Consider the following 18,439-nt stretch of genomic DNA (forward strand, 5'->3'; position numbering starts at 1 on the left):
TCCTTCGTAATAACAAATTGAGTGGGAAGATCTGAAACCTGAAACCTGGAACCTGAAACCTACTCCTCGTCTTCCATTTCGAAGAAAAGCGGCTCAATCATGATTTTGTCAGCTAATACCTCAACTCTTTCTGTGATTTCTGAGCAAAAGAAAATGCGTTGTGTTTTTTCTACACTTGCTGAAAGGCGCAAAATGATGGCATCCATTCGTTGCTTGAATAATAAATCAGCATCATCAACGATAAACATTTTTATCGTATTCATATTGAATCCTGCTGACGAAAATAAGGCGTTGATTTTATTTGGTGTTCCAATAAGTATATCTAAACCCATAGAAATTACATTTTTGTCATAATCAGTATCGCCTTTATCGTGAACTCCAAAAATACTTAAATCAGTATAATTTCCGTATTTCAAGAAAAGCTCTTCCATTTCTAGAACTCGCTCTTTGTTTTCAACAATGATTAAGGCACGCGTACTCTCGTCGTGGGTTTTTTCTAATCGCTGAATCACATTTAAAACAATAGTTGTAGTTTTTCCTGTTCCGCTTGGTGATTGAATTACTGCGTCTTTCCCACTTTTAATTGTAGAAAATGTTTCTTGTTGCATTTCATTGGCTTCGATTAAATCGTTTTCAATTAGTGCTTGCTGTAGGTTTGGGTTTATTTTTTTTAATTGCATTTTTTTTCTAGTAAATAGTGAATAGTGAATAGTAATTAGCATTGACTTTTAACTAATTACTATTCACTAATCACTTAATTATTTGCTCGCGAATAACTTCACGTCTGTTTCAGAAATTTCGTTTCCTCCTAATATTATAAGGCGTTCTACTACGTTTCTTAATTCACGGATGTTTCCAGTCCAATCGTATTCTTGTAACAATTTGGTTGCTTCTTGTGAAAATGTTTTTTGTGCATTTCCTTGTTCTTCAGCTATTTTTGAAGCAAAATGTTCGATTAGCAAAGGTATGTCATCTCGTCGGTCATTCAATGCTGGAACTTTAATTAAAATTACCGCCAATCTGTGATACAAATCTTCACGGAAACGTCCTTCTTCGATTTCTTTTTTCAAATCTTTGTTGGTTGCAGCAACTACACGAACATTGACTTTTATATCTTTATCAGCACCAACCCTTTGAATCAAACTTTCTTGTAAAGCTCTTAAAACTTTAGCTTGTGCTGCTAAACTCATATCTCCAATTTCATCAAGAAAAATAGTTCCGCCATCTGCTGCTTCGAATTTTCCTGCTCTATCTTTAACCGCAGAAGTAAACGCACCTTTTACGTGACCAAACAACTCACTTTCAATCAATTCTGATGGAATTGCAGCACAGTTTACTTCGATTAATGGATAAGCCGCTCTTTCGCTTTTTTCGTGCAATTGATGAGCTACTAATTCTTTTCCTGTTCCGTTTGGACCTGTGATTAAAACTCTTGCGTCAGTTTGAGCTACTTTTTCAATCATTTGTTTGATGTGATTGATTGGTTCAGAATTCCCAATCATTTCGTAGTTTTTGCTGACTTTTTTCTTTAGAATTTTGTTTTCAACAACCAATTGTTTTTTGTCTAAAGCATTACGAACTGTATTCAAAAGACGATTTAAATCTGGTGGTTTTGAGATATAATCGAATGCGCCAAGACGCATAGTATTGATAGCAGTTTCCATATCGCCGTGACCTGAAATCATTACGATTGGAATTTCGGGTTTGATTTTTTTTACAGCTTCTAATAATTCTTCGCCGTCCATTTTTGGCATTTTGATGTCGCAAAGAACTAAATCGTAATCTGAATTTTTAATTTTTTCAAGCCCTTGAACGCCATCTTCGGCTTCTTCTACTTGGTAAGTATCATTTTCTTCAGAAAGAATTTTGGTTAAAACTCTTCTGATGGATGCTTCGTCTTCTATGATTAGTATTTTGCTCATGCTTTTTGTTTCGGGTTTCGGGTTGCGAGTTGCGAGTTTCGGGTTACAAAGTTAACAAAAATTAAAATGGTTATTCAATTTGCCCTGATTGAAATGGAAATCCTTTTTTCAATTGCCTCTGGTTTAAACCAGAGGCAATTGAAAAAAGATTGAAATGAAAAGCAGGAACAAGGATTACTGATAAAACCCGAGCCATTCGCTCCTAGTATTTAAGCCATTTGAATAGTTCTTTCCAAGTTGGTTTTTTACCGTACATTAGAATTCCGACGCGGTAAATTTTACTTGCGAACCAAACTACACCAAGAAATGTACCAAAAAGTAAGGTCATTGAGATGGCGATTTGCCACCAAGGCACACCAAATGGAATTCGCATCATCATTACGATTGGTGAGGTAAGCGGAATCATTGAAAAAACGGTTGCCACTGTTCCGTGTGGATCGTTTATTACGGTGAAAAATCCGATGTAAACTCCTAGAATTAAAGGCATTATTATAGGTAACAAAAATTGTTGTGAATCGGTTTCGTTGTCAACAGCTGCGCCAATTGAGGCGTAAAATGAACTGTAAAGAAAATATCCTCCTATGAAATAGAAAATAAATGATATTAGAATTGTTGCTATTGGCAAATTCCATAACTCTTTAATATACATTTGAATATCGCTACCCATTCCTTTTTGAGCCATTTGCATTGCTTCTTGTGTTTGTGCCGATGATGTTGCTCCCATTTGAACTCCAAAAATCGACGACATTATAAACATTGCTGTCATACCTAGTAATGCCCAAATCATGAATTGCAAGATTCCTGCTAATGAGGTACCGATGATTTTTCCCATCATTAATTGGAATGGTTTTACGGATGAGATGATGACTTCAATAATACGAGACGTTTTCTCTTCAATAACGCTTCTCATAACCATGTTACCGTAAATAACGATGAACATCATGATTAAATATCCAAATGCGCCACCGATTCCGATTTTGATTTCGTTTAATCCTTTCAAGGCAGTTTCACCCGAAGCTTTGTTTAGTTTTATAGAAACATCTGCTTTCGATTGATTGATTTTTAAGGTATCTAAACCTTGTTTTTGATAATTTTCAGCCGTAATTCTTTTAGCTATCACGTCTTCAATATCTTCCACGAACATAACACCTGGACTATCATTAGAAACATATTGAATGTTCTTTTGAAGTGAAGTATTATCAGTAGATCTTGGAATGATTAGAAGTCCTTCATAGCTTTCGCTGATGATGCTATCCTTTAGGACTTTTAAATCTACATTGGAAAGATTTAGGTATTTGTATTCGTCATCGCTTTTGAAATCATTGACAAATCTTCCGGTTTCGTCGTGTATGGCAATGGTTTTTAAATCGGCTTTCATTTGACTTAAATAACCAACAAAAACTCCAATTCCAACAAATAACAACGGACTCAAAAACGTCATTACAATGAAGGATTTATTGCGAACTTTGGCAATGAATTCTCTTTTTATGATTAGTAGTAGCTTGCTCATATATATTTTAAATTCCAATATTTTAAATTCCAAATTCCAAAATTTATTTCGCTTCTTTATTGGAATTTGGGATTTGAAAATTGATTTTTACTCTGTTACAGTTTTAATAAAAATATCGTTTACACTTGGGATTTTTTCCATAAAATGGGTTACTTGTCCGCGTTGAATTAAGGTATTTAATAATTCATTTGGAGTTGCAGTTCCAAGGTTGATTTCTAGTTTTAATTCGTCGTTTAGTGATTTGAAATCGGTTTGAGAAAGTGTGAATTTTTGTGATAAATCATACATTAAACCTTCGATATTGTTGCTTAGAATTCCGACTTCGTAACTGTTGGTTCTGAATTGTTTTTTGACATCAGTTAGTTTTCCTTCAATCAGTTTATTGGATTTGTGAATTAATGCAATGTAATCACACATTTCTTCAACGCTTTCCATTCGGTGTGTTGAAAAAATTACAGATGTTCCTTGCTTGTTCAATTCGATGATTTCGTCTTTAATCAAATTGGCATTTACTGGATCAAATCCTGAGAAAGGTTCGTCTAGAATTAATAATTTGGGTTTGTGCAAAACTGTTACCACAAATTGCACTTTTTGAGCCATTCCTTTGGAAAGTTCTTGCATTTTTTTGTTCCACCAACCTTGAATTTCTAGTCTATCAAACCAATAATCTAATTGCGTTTTGGCTTCTTGCTTAGATAAACCTTTTAGTTGAGCTAAATACAAGCATTGCTCACCAACTTTCATTGTTTTGTACAAACCACGTTCTTCTGGCATATATCCAATGAAGGCAACGTGTTCTGGTTTTAAAGGTTCGCCATCTAGGATTACTTCACCACTATCGGGCATTGTAATTTGGTTGATGATTCTAATTAAGGATGTTTTTCCGGCGCCATTCGGACCTAGAAGTCCGTAGATACTGCCTTTTGGAACTGAAAGAGAAACTTCGTTTAGCGCTGTGTAATCACCATATTGCTTTACGACATTTTTTACTTCGAGTATATTGCTCATTCTGAAAATTAATTTGTGTAAAAGTACTGAATTAGTAGCTATTTGAAAGTGTTTGTTACAAAAAAAACCCACCCTTATTTTGACACAAGGATGGGAAAAATTGCTATGAAAAAGAAATTACCTGTTTCCAAGTAATTAGTCAAATGTAGAAATTATTTTATAATTATGAAAACATATCTTTAACTTTTTCAAAAAAAGATTTATCGCTCTTTTCTGGATGAGGAATAAAGTTATCATCCGTCAGCGATTTTTCAAAGAATTGTCTTTGTTCTTTGTTTAATGTCTTTGGTGTCCAAACGTTTACGTGAACTAATAAATCACCACTTCCGTAGCTGTTTAAACTCGGAATTCCCTTACCTTTTAGCCTTAAAATTTTACCCGATTGGATTCCTTCTTCTAGTTTGATACGAACTTTTCCGTTTACGGCTTCAATTTCTTTAGAAACTCCTAAAGCGGCTTCTGGGTAACTTATATATAAATCGTAGTGAAGATTTTCACCTTCACGTTTCAAAAATTCGTGTTCTAATTCTTCAATGGCTACAATTAAGTCACCTGCAATTCCGTTTCCTGGTGCGTCATTTCCTTTTCCGGAAACTTTAAGCTGCATACCATCAACAACTCCTGCTGGAATTTTGATTGAAACAGTTTCATCTTCGAGAATCATTCCTTGAGCATCAGCGTTGGCTGGTTTGCTTTCGATTGATTGACCTGCACCACCACATGTTGGACAAGTAGTAGCGGTTTGCATTCTACCTAAAATAGTGTTGGTAACTCTCAAAACCTGACCTTGACCATTACATGCCGAACACGTTTTATAACGAACACCTGGAGCTTGGATTTTTCTTTTAACTTTTACTTTTTTCTCAACACCATTGGCAACTTCTTCTAAAGTTAATTTAACTTTGATTCGAAGATTGCTTCCTTTAACGCGACGTTGTCCACCAGAGTTTCCACCGAATCCACCACTGAATCCGCCACCGCCAAAAGCACTTCCGAAAATATCACCGAATTGGCTGAAAATATCATCCATATTCATGTGACCGCCACCACCATAACCTCCAGCGCCATCGAATGCTTGATGTCCGTATTGGTCGTATTTTGCTTTTTTGTTTGGATCGCTTAAAACTTCATAAGCTTCTGCACAAGATTTGAAATTTTCTTCCGCTTCAGCATTTCCTGGATTTTTGTCAGGGTGAAATTCTATGGCTTTCTTTCGATAGGCTTTTTTAATTTCTTCTGGTGTGGCACTTTTTGTGATGCCTAATATTTCGTAAAAATCTTTTTTCATGTTCTTGTATTAAGATTTAAGTATTGAGTATTAAGACCAAGTCAAAACCCAATACATAAAAATATATTATTGTCCTAAAATAACCTTTGGGAAACGAATTATCTTGTCTCCTAATTTGTAACCTTTTTCTATTACGTCAACGATTTTTCCTTTTAAATCGTCTGATGGTGCAGGGATTTGGGTAATTGCTTCTGCAAAATCGGCATTGAAAGCATCACCTGTTCTAATGTCAAGTTCTTCTAATCCTTTGGAAACTAGTGTTGATTTTAATTTTTCGTGAATTAATTCCACTCCTTTTAATAAAACCTCATCTTCAGATTTTGCTATTTGAATCATAGCTCTGTCAAAATCGTCAAGAACTGGCAACATGGCTTGCAAAACTTCTTGATTGGCAGTTCTGAATAAATCGATACGTTCTTTTGAGGTACGTTTTTTATAGTTTTCGAATTCGGCAAAAAGGCGTAGAAATTTATCTTTTTCTTTGGCTAATTCTTCTTCTAATTTTTGCTCAACGGTTAATTCTTCAGCGGCTTCAACTCCTGGCGTTGCTTCTTCAGTAGGGTTTCCTTCTGATTGGGTTGCCATTTCATTTTCATTTTCAAGAATTTCTTTATCAGTATTTTCAGTACTCATTGTGCTTTTATTTTTAAATATATTTTTGATGTTCATTGTGATTTTTTGAAGTGCAAAAGTACTGCCATTTCTTTAAAAATGTCAAATTGTCACGTATTTTTTACCACAAAGTCTCGAATAAAATACGAAGAGCATAAAGTTTAAATTTGTTATTTTAAGAAAATATCTTGTGAAAAACTGAATTTATAAGCCTAAAGATTGAGTTTAGCCGTGATGGGAGAAGTTACCATGTAACTCGGACAGCGCGAAAATGGATTAAAAAATGCCTGAAGTGATGCTTCTTAAAAACTTTAATAAAACTTTAAGAGTTTTGCTCCTCGAAATCGTTATATTTGGATTTATAAAAGGTTATGATTCGCTGAAAAGCAAAAGATATTATTAATTCAAGTTGAAAAAAGTTCTAGTAAAAGCTAGAACTTTTTTTATTTTATGATGTTTTCAAGCGCTTCTTTAACTGTTGGAAATTGAAATTTGAATCCTAATTCTTGTGCTCTTTTTGGAAGAATATTCTTGTTGTTGAAAAGCAGAATATGCATTTCACCAAGGATTAATTTCATTACGAATTGAGGAACATTTGGCAAAAACAAAGGTCTTTTTAGCTGTTTTGCAATGGCTTTAGTTAACTCTTGATTGCTAATTGGATTGGGTGAAACGGCGTTGATAATACCTTCTGTTTGATTTTGAATCACAAAATAATAAAGATTGGCAACATCGGTTAAATGAATCCATGATTGCATTTGTTTTCCAAAACCAAAACCTGAACCAACATACATTTTGATTGGTTTTATCATTTCTAAAAGTGCGCCTCCTTTTTCGGAAAAAACGATTCCGGTACGAAGTTTTGTAACTTTTAAATTTAGCAATTTGAATTGATCAGCACTTTCCTCCCATTTAATAACAACATTACCTAAAAAAGTAGTATCAATTTCTGTAGAGGATTCATCATATATTTTAGAATAACTATCAGGATAAATGGCTGTTCCTGATGCTGAGATAAAATGTTTTACTTGATTGGGTGCTTTCCTTATTAGATTGAAAAGTAAATTAGCAGATAATACACGACTTTCTATCAACTCTTGTTTGTAAGCATTAGTCCAACGTTGTGAAATAGATGCACCAGCAAGGTGAACAATAGTATCAACACCATCGAGACAATTATCATCGATTTTTCCTTCTTGTGGATTCCAATAAAAGCCGTAATAATTGGTTTTATTCTGGATTTTTTGTGGCGATGTTGTAAGATAGTGAACGGTATGATTGTTTTCTAGAAGCAACGCTACCAATTCTTTTCCTATTAAACCTGTTGCACCTGTAATTAAAACTTTCATTTTCTTTTTTTATTCAAAATTACGATTTATGATTCTAAAATGTACGTTAATTGTTATTGGTTTAACTTTTGTTGAATTTTGTCAACACTAATTTTTAGATTATCAGGTTGGAAAGTAGCCACGAATTACACGAATTGACACGAATTATTTTGAACTTATATTACACAAATTTAAAAGCACTTCGACTGCACTCAGTGCTACAAAATTAACTGAAACGAGTTCTTGAGAATCTGAAACGAGTTCAGATTAAATAAAAAATCCCAACTTTCGCTGGGATTTTCGTTACAACTAAAACTATAAATAAATTCTAAAGGCCTGAAACGCTTCCGCCTGAAGTTTCTTCTTTGACAATTGTCTTTGGTTTGTTGGTATATTCAATGGAACTTCCACTTGATGCTTTTGCTTTTAACAAGACTCTTGGATTAACCTGAGTTGAACTTCCGCTTGTAGATTGAGATACTACTTCGTTTGCTAAAAGATTTCCTGCTTCAATTTCGCTTCCGCTTGATGCTGCTGATGTGAATTTTAATGCCTTACCTGATAATGTAATATTACTTCCGCTAGTAGATTCGCTTGAAATAGTATCGAATTCGGCATTGACGTCTATTTCGCTTCCGCTACTTGATTTAACATACATTTTTGAACCTTTTATAACTGATGCGCTAGATAAATTAGAACCACTTGTTGTTTCAAAACCCTCAATTACAGGCATTGTAACTCTTACAACTTCTTTCTCAGCACTGTAAATATTTTCATCAGATGAAACTACTAAAGTTCCATTTTCAACCTTGGTTGTGATGAGTTTAAGCAAATTTTCATCGGCTTCAACTTCAACTTTTACAACATCACCTTGCTCAACGATTACTTCTATTCCTCTATTTACAGAAATTTTAGTAAAAGCTTCTGATATTTTTCGTTGCTCTGTTTGAACGTTTCCGTTTCCTTTAGTTCCATTAATTGCAAGATTACAAGAAGAAAAAAGTAATGATACAATTGCTATGACCAATATTTTTGTACAAAAAACTATAAATTTTATCATGACTATTTAGTTTTAATGATTATTCCGTCTTTGTTTATTGTTAAACTTCCTTTTTCGTCTTTTCCTCTTAAAGTTTGGATAACTTCTTTACCGTTCACTTTTACAGAAATAGTTTCTGTTGAATCATTTTCATCAATTACGTTGATTTCTTCTGATTGAATTTCATCCTTGTTTTCGTTATCTTCATTTGGACAATTTAAACAATCTAATTCGGTACCTTTTACTTTATATTTATAACCTTCTGGACCATAGTAGTAATCGAAATCTGCATTGTGTCCGCTTAAATAAGCTTCTACATTTTCGTTTGGATAATATACAATTCCCTCAGGTAAATAAAGATAAACCTCAACCATTTGACCTCTGAACTTGTTTTTTGTTTCTGTCGTAAAATAGTTATCTAAAATTAATTCATTACCAACTATTTTGTAGTTGTATTTAATTTTTTGAGCTCTTTGATTGGCTTCAGCAAATGATTTTCCTTGCGCTAATTTTTCAATTTGAACGTATGGGAAAGCTTTATCCGTTTTTTTCAAATGGATGGTAACATTTGTAGAGTGAATTACTTCATTTCCAAGTGAATCTTGTACAATTCTATATTCGCTTCTATCTTCAATTCTTTTTGAATAAAAATCATTGTAAGCAAATCTTACTTTTAAAGTATCCGTTGCTGCAACAGTCATACTTTGTTTTTCTAAAGCTTTTCCAGAATAAGCCAATTGATTAGCTTCGCTGATTCCTAATGAAATTAAAATTCCGATAGCAATAATCCAAAGAGCTAGCAAACTGTATTTAGCAATGCTTCCAATTGATTTTAAGTTAGTTACTAATAATTTCAATCCTAAAATTAGAAGAAAAAACAATGGAATTCCAGCTGCAAAGAAGAATAATATTCCTTGAGCCCATATTGGCGTTTCTAATCCGATTGGCGTTTTAATGAATTCAACAATTTTATTATCAGGCATTGATGATGAGAATAACATTACCACAGATGTAACTGAAACAACCAACAAAACAATTGAAGAGAAAACAACTATTAAAGCTCCCAATACTTTAGCAAAAGCTCCAAAAACTGATGTAAAAGCACCTCCTAATTTAGAACCTGCTGATTCGGCTCCTGACTTTATATGGTTTCCCATTTTGTCGTAATCTGCATTTTTTATTTTATCAGAAACGTTTTCAAACTCTTCTCTAACTTTTTTTTCAATGTTTGAAATGGTTACCGGTTCACCAGTCATTTCTAATTTTTCAGAAGTTGTAATGGCTTTTGGAGTTGCAATCCAAAGGATTAAATATACAATTAAAAACCAACCAAAACTTACTAATGCAAAAATTAAGAAAATTATTTTTATCCAAACAGAGTCAATTCCTGTGTAATGACCTAAACCTGTACAAACACCGGCAATTAAACCTCTATCCTTATCACGATATAATTTTTTAGTTTTATTTGGAGTATAAAATGGTTCGTTTTTAGAAGCTTCAGCATCATCGTCAATTCGATAATCTTCTGGTTGTCCCATAACGGCAACTACTTGATCAACATCAACATTATTGATAACATGTTTGTCGCTTTTTTGTCTTTCTGTAAAAAGCTCAGCCACACGCATTTCAATGTCTTTCATGATTTCATCTTTACCTGATGAATTAGAAAGTGAACGTTTTATAGCATCAAAATATCTTGATAACTTTTGGTATGCATCTTCATCTATGTGAAAGAATAAACCACCTATATTAATATTTACTGTTTTGTTCATGATTGTTATTTTTGATTGGTTATGATGTTTACGGCGTCAGAAAGTTCTGTCCAAGTTCCGTTTAATTCGTTTAAAAATGTTTTTCCTAATTCGGTCAACTCATAATATTTTCTTGGTGGACCTGAAGTTGATTCTTCCCAACGATAGTTGAGTAAACCGTCATTTTTTAATCTTGTCAATAGCGGATAAACTGTTCCCTCTACTACAAGCAATTTTGCGTTTTTTAAAGTGTCTAGTATTTCAGATGTGTAGGCTTCTTTTTCTTTTAAAACAGATAAGATGCAGAACTCTAAAACACCTTTTCGCATTTGGGCTTTTGTGTTTTCAATGTTCATAATTCGATTTTGATTTTTTAATTAAACTGTTCATTTTTTGATTTAATCTGAATTTAGTTCAGATTCTGATGATGATTTTTGATGATTGAAACTTATTATTTAAAGAATGGTATTGTTAAAGGATATTTATAACGCTCACCATTAGATGCTTTTACTGCTGCATATATGATAAGTATGAATTCAAATACTTTTAGAAACATAAAAAGTACAAATGCTACAATTGCAATTCCGATGAAAGTTGTGATTTCTTGATTTCTAAAACTATTGAATTCAATTTCAAAATTACTAAAGGTGCAATTGGTTCCTATCAAATCTACAAACCCATAGATTAAAAGCGGTAAAGAAATTAAAACTAAAATTAAACTATACATAAAAACGCTTAACTGAAAATTCAAAATTTGTTTTCCGTTATAGTCTACAAATTCAGAATCATTTTTTTTTGCACTCCATATAATTATAGGAGCAATAAAATTTCCTAATGGAAAAACATATTGAGCAAAGGAACTCAAATGTGTTACTGATGCAATGGTACGTTCGTTAGCTGGTGTCATTTTATTTTGATTTTTAATTGATGATTAAAACTTGATTTCAATAATACTATAGATAGCTTATTAATTTCTTATACAAAGATACAACTAAAAAAAGGTATTATGCATTACAAAGTACTTAAATTTAACATTTTATTAACATTAGTGTTTTAGTATGAGTGCATAGTATTTTTTGTATATTTACAACAAAATCAATACTTCATGGAATTTTCACCTTCAAAATTGAATACTTTTTTATTTTTCAAATTACCTTCTGCATTTTGGTGTGGAGTAAGAACAAAATACATTTCACCTGAAAAATGTGTTGCGACAGTAAAACACCGATGGTTTAATCAGAATCCGTTTAATTCAATGTATTTTGCGGTTCAAGCTATGGCAGCAGAGCTTACTACTGGTGCTTTAGTTATGTATCAAATAAAAAAAAACGGTAAAAATATTTCGATGTTAGTTGCCAATAACAAAGGAAATTTTACAAAGAAAGCAAAAGGAAGAATAACATTTACTTGCAATGATGGCACTATAATTGAAGATGCTATCAAGAAAACCATAGCAACTGGTGAAGGACAAACACTTTGGCTAAAATCAATTGGTGTTGATGAAAAAGGTGACCAAGTTTCTGAAATGGATTTCGAATGGAGTGTTCGTGTGAAATAATTATGATATATTTTATAATTCTATTAACATTGCTTTTTATAAATTTGACATCAAATTAAATACCTAATGAAAAAAACAATCTTCCTTACCTTATTATTGATAACTACTCTCTCCTATTCTCAAAAGAAAGAAAAAGTAAAAGGTTCAAAAATTGTAACTACAGAAATAAAAAAAATAGAGCCTTTTGAAGCTATAGAAGTTTTAGATAATATTGAAGTTTTTATTGTAAAAGGAACTGAATGTGGATTAGAAATTGAAGCCGACGATAATTTACATGATGCTATTGATATTGTTTTAAATGGCTCAACTTTAAAATTATCAACTTTAAAAAATGCTTTTGGTTACAAAAAATTAAGTGTTAGAATTACATATACAGATACTTTTAAATCAATAATTACTAGAAACGAATCAAGTGTGACTGCTCTTGCAGACATAGAGCTAGAAAATATTACTCTTAAAAGTTATGACGAATCCAAATTGTTCATCAATTCAAAAGCGAAGAATTTTACTTTAATTATGGATGATAAATCTAGAATTGAATTGAATTCAAAAGCGGATAAATCTTCGATAACGTTGAGTAAAAACGCTAAACTAAAAGCTTTAATCACTTCAAAAGATTTAACCTTTGATATGTATCAAAAAACGGATGCAGTTGTAGAAGGAGATGTTAACGATTTAAAACTTCGTTTAGATAATAACGCAACATTTGATGGAAAAAAATTAACATCAAAAAATGTTTCCGTCATATCGGAATCATACACTAATGTTAGTGTTTTATGTACTACACATATAATTATAGAAGCATCAGGAAAATCGGAAATAGATTTGTATGGAGATCAAAAAGTAGAATTAAAACGATTTGTTGATAGTGCTATTTTAAGGAAAAAACCAACGAAATAATTATTATAACCGAGTTTAGCTCGGTTTTTTTATTTTTAAAAATAAATATTGAATTTGTTAAAAAGAAAAAAGTCCTTTCAAATAAATGAAAAGACTTTTGTCGGGGTGGCAGGATTCGAACCTGCGGCCTCCTGCTCCCAAAGCAGGCGCGATAACCGGGCTACGCTACACCCCGAAAGCGAGTGCAAATATAATACTAAAAATTACTTCTCAAAATCTTTTCAAAGAATAATTAAAATTTATATTAAAATAGTTTTTTGTCAACTACTTTACATTAAAATATTTTAAGAAAAACTTACCTTTGCATTTCATAAAAACAAACAAGTCATGTCTGATACAATAGAAAAAGTAAAATGTCTTATAATAGGTTCTGGTCCTGCTGGTTATACAGCGGCAATTTATGCAGCTAGAGCTAATATGAATCCGGTTCTTTATCAAGGAACGCAACCTGGTGGACAATTAACCACTACCAATGAAGTAGAAAACTGGCCTGGAAATCCTGAAGGAATTACTGGACCACAAATGATGATTGGTATTGAAGAACAAGCCAAACGTTTTGGAACTGATGTTCGTGATGGTTGGGCTACAAAAGTAGACTTCTTAGGTGATATTCATAAAGTGTGGATTAATGACACTAAAGAAATTCACTGCGAAACCGTAATTATTTCAACTGGTGCAACGGCAAAATATTTAGGACTTCCATCTGAACAACATTATTTGAATATGGGTGGCGGTGTTTCTGCGTGTGCGGTTTGCGACGGATTTTTCTACAGAAATCAAGAAGTTGTAATTGTTGGTGCAGGAGATTCTGCGTGTGAAGAAGCACATTATTTATCTAAACTTTGTAAAAAAGTTACAATGTTGGTAAGAAGTGAGAAATTTAGAGCTTCTAAAATCATGGAACAACGTGTTAGAAATACTGAAAATATCACAATTTTAATGAACCACGATACAGTTGAAGTTCTTGGTGATGGTCAAGTTGTTACTAGCGTAAAAGCTTTAAACAAAACTACCAATGAAGAAATTGAAATACCTGCAACTGGATTTTTTGTAGCTATTGGACACAAACCAAACACTGATATTTTTAAAGACTATTTAACACTTGACGAAACTGGTTATATTGTAAATATTCCTGGAACTTCTAAAACGAATGTTGCTGGAGTTTTTGTTGGTGGTGATGCTGCTGACCACGTTTACAGACAAGCTATTACTGCTGCAGGAACTGGTTGTATGGCGGCTTTGGATGCTGAAAGATATTTAGCTGCTAAGGAGTAATTTGACACGAAGACGCTAAGTCACAAAGTTTAAAAAAAATAAATTATAAAAGCTGTTCCTTTATTGGAATGGCTTTTTTGTTTTATATAATCAATGTTTAATATTTGTAATATGTATAATAAATTAAGGCCATCAAAGTACAATCTATTAAAACATATTAATTTTAAATAATTGACAAAAATAATATCAATTTTAAATATATCTAAACAATTTTAGAGTATTTCGATAATTTTATTTATTGTAAAATTAATCATTATTAACTTTTAAATTATAAATTTATGAAAAAATTATTTTTTACAGCTATCGCATTGGTAGCATTTAGTAGTGCTTCTATGGCAAACACAATTACTGATGAGGAAATTATTACAGAAAATGAGAAAGATGTTCAAATTGTTAGAAATAAATGTATTGAAATTGCAAATGCTCTTATGGAACTTCATCCTGAAGCTTGGGGTGATCCTGGTACATATATAGCTACATGGTCAATCATCTACAGCAATTGTAATGATTCTCAACCAAAATAACTCATTATTTTAAGTCAGTATGTTTATCATACTGACTTATTTAATATTTTAATAAAATGAAAAATGAAAAAAAAATTTTCTTTCCTATTATTTATAGTACTTTTAAATAATTTATTCGGTCAAGAAAGTAATTATGCAAAGATAACTTACAAAGCTGTTTATAATGAACCTAGCGAAGTATCAGAATCTTTAAAAAAACTAAGAACAGAAAATCAACAATATGTAAAAGATTTTTTAGAAAGTTTTAAAAAAATTGAATTTAAATTACTTTATACCAAAAACGAAAGCTTGTTCGAAGTAGTTGAAGATATAGAAAGCACTGATGATATGCACAGAAAAATTGCAATTATTCAAATATCTGAAAACAAAATAAGATATGTTAATAATTTAACAAAACAGAAAATGGTACAATTGGAATTTATGGGTAATAAATTTAATGTACCTCAAAAATTCGAAAACTACAATTGGGAAATTACAAAAGATACGACTACAATTAATGGCTTAATGTGCTACAAAGCAACGACAACTAAGCAAATAGCCGGAATTGGAGAATTTACGGGTAAAAATTTGCTTGTTACAGCATGGTTTACTCCTTCAATTCCAGTTTCTTTTGGCCCAAATGGTTTTGATGGTCTTCCTGGTTTAATTTTATCTGTTTCTTATGGTTCAATACAATTAAATGCGTCTGATATAAATTTAGATTATAAAACTTCAAAAAAAATAGAAAAACCAAAAGGTGGAATAGATATAAAAGATGATAAAGAAATGACAGAAATAATGTTCAAAAAATATAAAGAACTCAATAGTGAAAAAAATTAAAAAAATTATCTGTATAATTTTAAATAAACTCATTTAAGTGAAATTTTTTTTTATTTTATTATTTTCACAATTTATTTTATCTCAATCCAAAAATATATCAGGCTTGGTCTCTGATGATAATGGTAAACCTTTAGAATATTCTAATATTATAGCAAAACCATTACAAGAAAAAGCGTCTTTAAAATTTGCTATCGCTGATTATAAAGGTCTCTATCGCTTAGAATTAGAATCTAATGTAAAATATGAAATAACTGTTTCTTACATTGGTTATATTAAAGAAGTATTAATTTTAGAACCTAACTCAAAAATAACTACGCACGATTTCAAACTAAAATCAACTGGTGAAGTACTCAAAGAAATCGTAATCAAACACGAATACAAACCAATTGTAATAAAAAAAGATACGCTTACTTATGATGTAAAAGCTTTTTCTAATGGAAATGAGCGAAAAATGAAAGAAATTCTTGAAAAGCTTCCTGGCATTGAAGTTGATAAAAAAGGTAATGTGACCGTACAAGGTAAAAAAGTTACCAGAATGATGGTAGAAGGAAAATCATTTTTTGGAGGTGGTTCCAAACTTGCCGTAGAGAATATTCCTGCTGATGCACTTGATAAAATTGAAGTAATTGATCATTTCAACGAAGTTGGTTTTATGAAACAAGTTTCTGATAGTGATGACTTGGCAATGAATGTAAAACTAAAAGAGAACAAGAAAAAATTTGTTTTTGGCGATGTTGAAACTGGAGCAGAAATTGCTAATGATAACGGTTTTCATTTAGCACATGCTGGATTATTCTACTATGCACCAAAAACAAACATAAGTTTCATTGGAGATATTAATAACATTGGTAAAAGTACTTTCGCTTTTGAAGATTTGATGCGATTTGATGGAGGTTCAAGTAGTTTTCTTTCAAATAGGAAATCATTGACAAATTTATTTCTTTTTACTAATGACAACAATGATGTTGTTGAAAATAAATCACAATTTGGTGCTCTAAACTTCAGTTTTGATACTTCACCTAAATTATCCATTTCTGGATTTGGTATATTTTCTAAAGTATTCATGCAGTCCAAAATTGAAAGTGAAAACGACTATCTTCAAAATAGTTTAGTATCTTTTGAGAATAAACTTCAAGATAACAACTCTAAAAGTCTGCTTGGAATTGGTAACATAAAACTAGACTATTCACCAAACAAAAAAGAAAAATGGTATTACAATTCACAATTTCAATCGAGTGCCAATGATATTGATAACATCATCAATTCCATTACAAATGTAAATTCAAATACTTTTGAAACTATTTCTAAAGCAGATAATGTTTCTGTAAAACAGTTTATGGAATGGCACAAAAGTTATAACGAACATCACACAACCACTTTTGTAGTAAATCAAGCTTACGAAAAAAATACACCTCAAAATCGTTGGTTAACTAATCAATCTTTTCTAACTGGTTTAATTCCGTTACAAAATGATATCATCTATACTATTGACCAAATTAAAAGAGTAAAAAGCAATAACGTTGATGCACTTTTCAAGCATTATTGGATTATCAATAACTTTAATCATTTATATACCAATATTGGAAACAACTATATAAATTCAAATTTTGAAACCTCAGAAAAGCAATTGCTTACTAACGGAACTATCAATAATTTTGGAAATAATGGTTTCGGAAATAATGTAAAATACCAGCTGAATGATACTTATATTGGTTTGGAATATAAATTCAAAATAGGAAAATGGACTAACAAACCCGGAGTATATTTACATTGGTATAACTTGAGCACTAAACAAAACCAATTGGATTATACAATTTCAAAAACCTTATTGCAACCTCAATTTAATAGTGAATTTGAATTTAATAAATCGGAGAGTTTAAACTTCAATTACAAATTATCAAATACATTTCCAGAAGTTAGCCAAATGGCAAATCAGTTTACTTTGCAAACTTATAATTCAGTTTTTAAAGGAAATGCACTTTTAGAAAACGAACAATATCACGCAGCTAACTTGAGATATTCCAAAATGAATATGTATCGCGGTATAGTTTGGAATGCAACAGCCAGCTTCAATAAAAAAGTAAAAACTACACGAAACGAAATACAACTAAGCGGAATTAATCAATTTTCTACTCCTATTTTAACCGATAATCCTGAAACAAATTGGAGATTTATGGGTTCGGTGAGTAAAAAAATTTATCGATTTAACTTAAAATTAAACTCTAATTTAAGTTGGTTTAATTATTTGCAATCGGTAAATAATGTTGCTACATCAAATGATAGAAATAATCAAAATATAGGATTGACTTTCAAAACGGCTTACAAAAAATGGCCCGACATTAGTATTGGTTACAACAAAGGATTCAGCCAATTTAACGGATTAACAAAAAGCAATTATCAATCTGATGAACTGACATCAGAAGGAGAATTTACTTTCAAAAAATATTTTACTTTTAGAATTGATTACGAAAATATAAAAAATACAGATAATTTTAATCAAACTAACTTTTATGATATCGCAAATACTTCTTTAAGATATCATAAAAAAAATAGTCCGTTTGGTTTTGAGTTATTTGTCAATAATCTATTTGACAACAAAGTAAAAAATGATTATTCGTTTTCAGATTTTATGATAACCGAAAGAAGAACTTTTGTTTTACCTAGAGTTTTTATGTTTTCTGTGAGTTATAAATTGTAGAAAATTTAAAAAAAGACAAATACTATCTAGCCCTGATTGAAGTGGAAATCCTTTTTTTGTTGCCTGAGGCTCTCGAAGGCAACAAAAGAAATGATTGTAATGGATAGCAGGAACACGGAAACCAAAAACTCCCAATCCATTCGCTACTGATATTTATCAGCACAAGTCCTAAAAACAAAAAAACCGAACATTGCTGCTCGGTTTATT

At 31.5% G+C, this 18,439-nt stretch carries 17 protein-coding genes and 1 tRNA gene; 6 read left to right on the plus strand and 12 right to left on the minus strand.

Annotation, left to right across the window (positions count from 1 at the left end; genetic code table 11):
* Positions 1-59 precede the first annotated feature (59 nt).
* The 11 genes from ABD766_RS00870 to ABD766_RS00920 form a co-directional block, all read right to left on the minus strand.
* Entirely contained in the window at positions 60-680 is a 621-nt protein-coding gene (locus ABD766_RS00870) for a DEAD/DEAH box helicase (protein WP_298307045.1), read from the minus strand.
* 78 nt (positions 681-758) lie between these two features.
* A complete protein-coding gene (locus tag ABD766_RS00875; RefSeq protein WP_344814942.1) occupies positions 759-1,922 on the minus strand; it encodes a sigma-54-dependent transcriptional regulator in 1,164 nt (387 codons plus the stop codon).
* Positions 1,923-2,124: 202 nt separating this feature from the next.
* On the minus strand, positions 2,125-3,432 hold the full coding sequence (locus ABD766_RS00880; protein WP_344814943.1) for an ABC transporter permease: 1,308 nt from the start codon (positions 3,430-3,432) through the stop codon (positions 2,125-2,127).
* An 87-nt stretch (positions 3,433-3,519) separates the two neighbouring features.
* Entirely contained in the window at positions 3,520-4,440 is a 921-nt protein-coding gene (locus ABD766_RS00885) for an ABC transporter ATP-binding protein (RefSeq protein WP_344814944.1), read from the minus strand.
* Between the two features lie 163 nt (positions 4,441-4,603).
* Positions 4,604-5,728: a molecular chaperone DnaJ gene (gene dnaJ / locus ABD766_RS00890; RefSeq protein WP_344814945.1), complete on the minus strand. Its 1,125-nt coding sequence runs from the start codon at positions 5,726-5,728 to the stop codon at positions 4,604-4,606.
* A 66-nt stretch (positions 5,729-5,794) separates the two neighbouring features.
* Positions 5,795-6,313: a nucleotide exchange factor GrpE gene (locus ABD766_RS00895; RefSeq protein ID WP_396144748.1), complete on the minus strand. Its 519-nt coding sequence runs from the start codon at positions 6,311-6,313 to the stop codon at positions 5,795-5,797.
* Positions 6,314-6,783: 470 nt separating this feature from the next.
* A complete protein-coding gene (locus ABD766_RS00900; RefSeq protein WP_344814947.1) occupies positions 6,784-7,689 on the minus strand; it encodes a TIGR01777 family oxidoreductase in 906 nt (301 codons plus the stop codon).
* Between the two features lie 307 nt (positions 7,690-7,996).
* Complete coding sequence (locus tag ABD766_RS00905; RefSeq protein ID WP_344814948.1) at positions 7,997-8,728, minus strand: head GIN domain-containing protein; 732 nt, start codon at positions 8,726-8,728, stop codon at positions 7,997-7,999.
* Between the two features lie 2 nt (positions 8,729-8,730).
* Complete coding sequence (locus ABD766_RS00910; protein WP_344814949.1) at positions 8,731-10,479, minus strand: PspC domain-containing protein; 1,749 nt, start codon at positions 10,477-10,479, stop codon at positions 8,731-8,733.
* Between the two features lie 5 nt (positions 10,480-10,484).
* Positions 10,485-10,814, minus strand: coding sequence for a PadR family transcriptional regulator (locus ABD766_RS00915; RefSeq protein ID WP_035126226.1), 330 nt, complete (start codon positions 10,812-10,814; stop codon positions 10,485-10,487).
* Between the two features lie 95 nt (positions 10,815-10,909).
* Complete coding sequence (locus ABD766_RS00920) at positions 10,910-11,365, minus strand: DUF4870 domain-containing protein (RefSeq protein WP_298303850.1); 456 nt, start codon at positions 11,363-11,365, stop codon at positions 10,910-10,912.
* Positions 11,366-11,563: 198 nt separating this feature from the next.
* On the opposite strand from ABD766_RS00920, the gene ABD766_RS00925 reads away from it, so the two are divergent.
* Both ABD766_RS00925 and ABD766_RS00930 read left to right on the plus strand, forming a co-directional pair.
* Positions 11,564-12,016 carry a DUF4442 domain-containing protein gene (locus tag ABD766_RS00925; protein WP_344814950.1) on the plus strand — a complete coding sequence of 151 codons (453 nt, stop codon included), beginning with the start codon at positions 11,564-11,566 and terminating at the stop codon, positions 12,014-12,016.
* Positions 12,017-12,082: 66 nt separating this feature from the next.
* Positions 12,083-12,916, plus strand: a complete 834-nt coding sequence (locus ABD766_RS00930) for a GIN domain-containing protein (protein WP_344814951.1) — start codon at positions 12,083-12,085, stop codon at positions 12,914-12,916.
* A 100-nt stretch (positions 12,917-13,016) separates the two neighbouring features.
* Here the strand turns inward: ABD766_RS00930 and ABD766_RS00935 are convergent.
* Positions 13,017-13,091, minus strand: a tRNA-Pro gene (locus tag ABD766_RS00935).
* A gap of 152 nt (positions 13,092-13,243) precedes the next feature.
* Here ABD766_RS00935 and trxB point away from each other — a divergent pair.
* From trxB to ABD766_RS00955, 4 genes are all read left to right on the plus strand, one after another.
* Positions 13,244-14,191: a thioredoxin-disulfide reductase gene (gene trxB / locus ABD766_RS00940; protein WP_344814952.1), complete on the plus strand. Its 948-nt coding sequence runs from the start codon at positions 13,244-13,246 to the stop codon at positions 14,189-14,191.
* A gap of 278 nt (positions 14,192-14,469) precedes the next feature.
* Complete coding sequence (locus ABD766_RS00945; protein WP_344814953.1) at positions 14,470-14,715, plus strand: hypothetical protein; 246 nt, start codon at positions 14,470-14,472, stop codon at positions 14,713-14,715.
* A gap of 63 nt (positions 14,716-14,778) precedes the next feature.
* Positions 14,779-15,534 (plus strand): GLPGLI family protein, encoded by a 756-nt coding sequence (locus ABD766_RS00950; protein WP_344814954.1) that lies wholly within the window; start codon positions 14,779-14,781, stop codon positions 15,532-15,534.
* 37 nt (positions 15,535-15,571) lie between these two features.
* Positions 15,572-18,232: a peptidase associated domain and porin domain-containing protein gene (locus tag ABD766_RS00955; protein WP_344814955.1), complete on the plus strand. Its 2,661-nt coding sequence runs from the start codon at positions 15,572-15,574 to the stop codon at positions 18,230-18,232.
* Positions 18,233-18,439: the final 207 nt, after the last annotated feature.

This window comes from Flavobacterium cheonanense (genome assembly GCF_039539185.1).
GTDB lineage: Bacteria > Bacteroidota > Bacteroidia > Flavobacteriales > Flavobacteriaceae > Flavobacterium > Flavobacterium cheonanense.

Coding starts and splice junctions, on each gene's coding strand:
- ABD766_RS00870 (WP_298307045.1), bottom strand. CDS start 680: ATGCAATTAAAAAAAATAAACCCAAACCTACAGCAAGCACTAATTGAA.
- ABD766_RS00875 (WP_344814942.1), bottom strand. CDS start 1,922: ATGAGCAAAATACTAATCATAGAAGACGAAGCATCCATCAGAAGAGTT.
- ABD766_RS00880 (WP_344814943.1), bottom strand. CDS start 3,432: ATGAGCAAGCTACTACTAATCATAAAAAGAGAATTCATTGCCAAAGTT.
- ABD766_RS00885 (WP_344814944.1), bottom strand. CDS start 4,440: ATGAGCAATATACTCGAAGTAAAAAATGTCGTAAAGCAATATGGTGAT.
- dnaJ (WP_344814945.1), bottom strand. CDS start 5,728: ATGAAAAAAGATTTTTACGAAATATTAGGCATCACAAAAAGTGCCACA.
- ABD766_RS00895 (WP_396144748.1), bottom strand. CDS start 6,313: ATGGCAACCCAATCAGAAGGAAACCCTACTGAAGAAGCAACGCCAGGA.
- ABD766_RS00900 (WP_344814947.1), bottom strand. CDS start 7,689: ATGAAAGTTTTAATTACAGGTGCAACAGGTTTAATAGGAAAAGAATTG.
- ABD766_RS00905 (WP_344814948.1), bottom strand. CDS start 8,728: ATGATAAAATTTATAGTTTTTTGTACAAAAATATTGGTCATAGCAATT.
- ABD766_RS00910 (WP_344814949.1), bottom strand. CDS start 10,479: ATGAACAAAACAGTAAATATTAATATAGGTGGTTTATTCTTTCACATA.
- ABD766_RS00915 (WP_035126226.1), bottom strand. CDS start 10,814: ATGAACATTGAAAACACAAAAGCCCAAATGCGAAAAGGTGTTTTAGAG.
- ABD766_RS00920 (WP_298303850.1), bottom strand. CDS start 11,365: ATGACACCAGCTAACGAACGTACCATTGCATCAGTAACACATTTGAGT.
- ABD766_RS00925 (WP_344814950.1), top strand. CDS start 11,564: ATGGAATTTTCACCTTCAAAATTGAATACTTTTTTATTTTTCAAATTA.
- ABD766_RS00930 (WP_344814951.1), top strand. CDS start 12,083: ATGAAAAAAACAATCTTCCTTACCTTATTATTGATAACTACTCTCTCC.
- trxB (WP_344814952.1), top strand. CDS start 13,244: ATGTCTGATACAATAGAAAAAGTAAAATGTCTTATAATAGGTTCTGGT.
- ABD766_RS00945 (WP_344814953.1), top strand. CDS start 14,470: ATGAAAAAATTATTTTTTACAGCTATCGCATTGGTAGCATTTAGTAGT.
- ABD766_RS00950 (WP_344814954.1), top strand. CDS start 14,779: ATGAAAAAAAAATTTTCTTTCCTATTATTTATAGTACTTTTAAATAAT.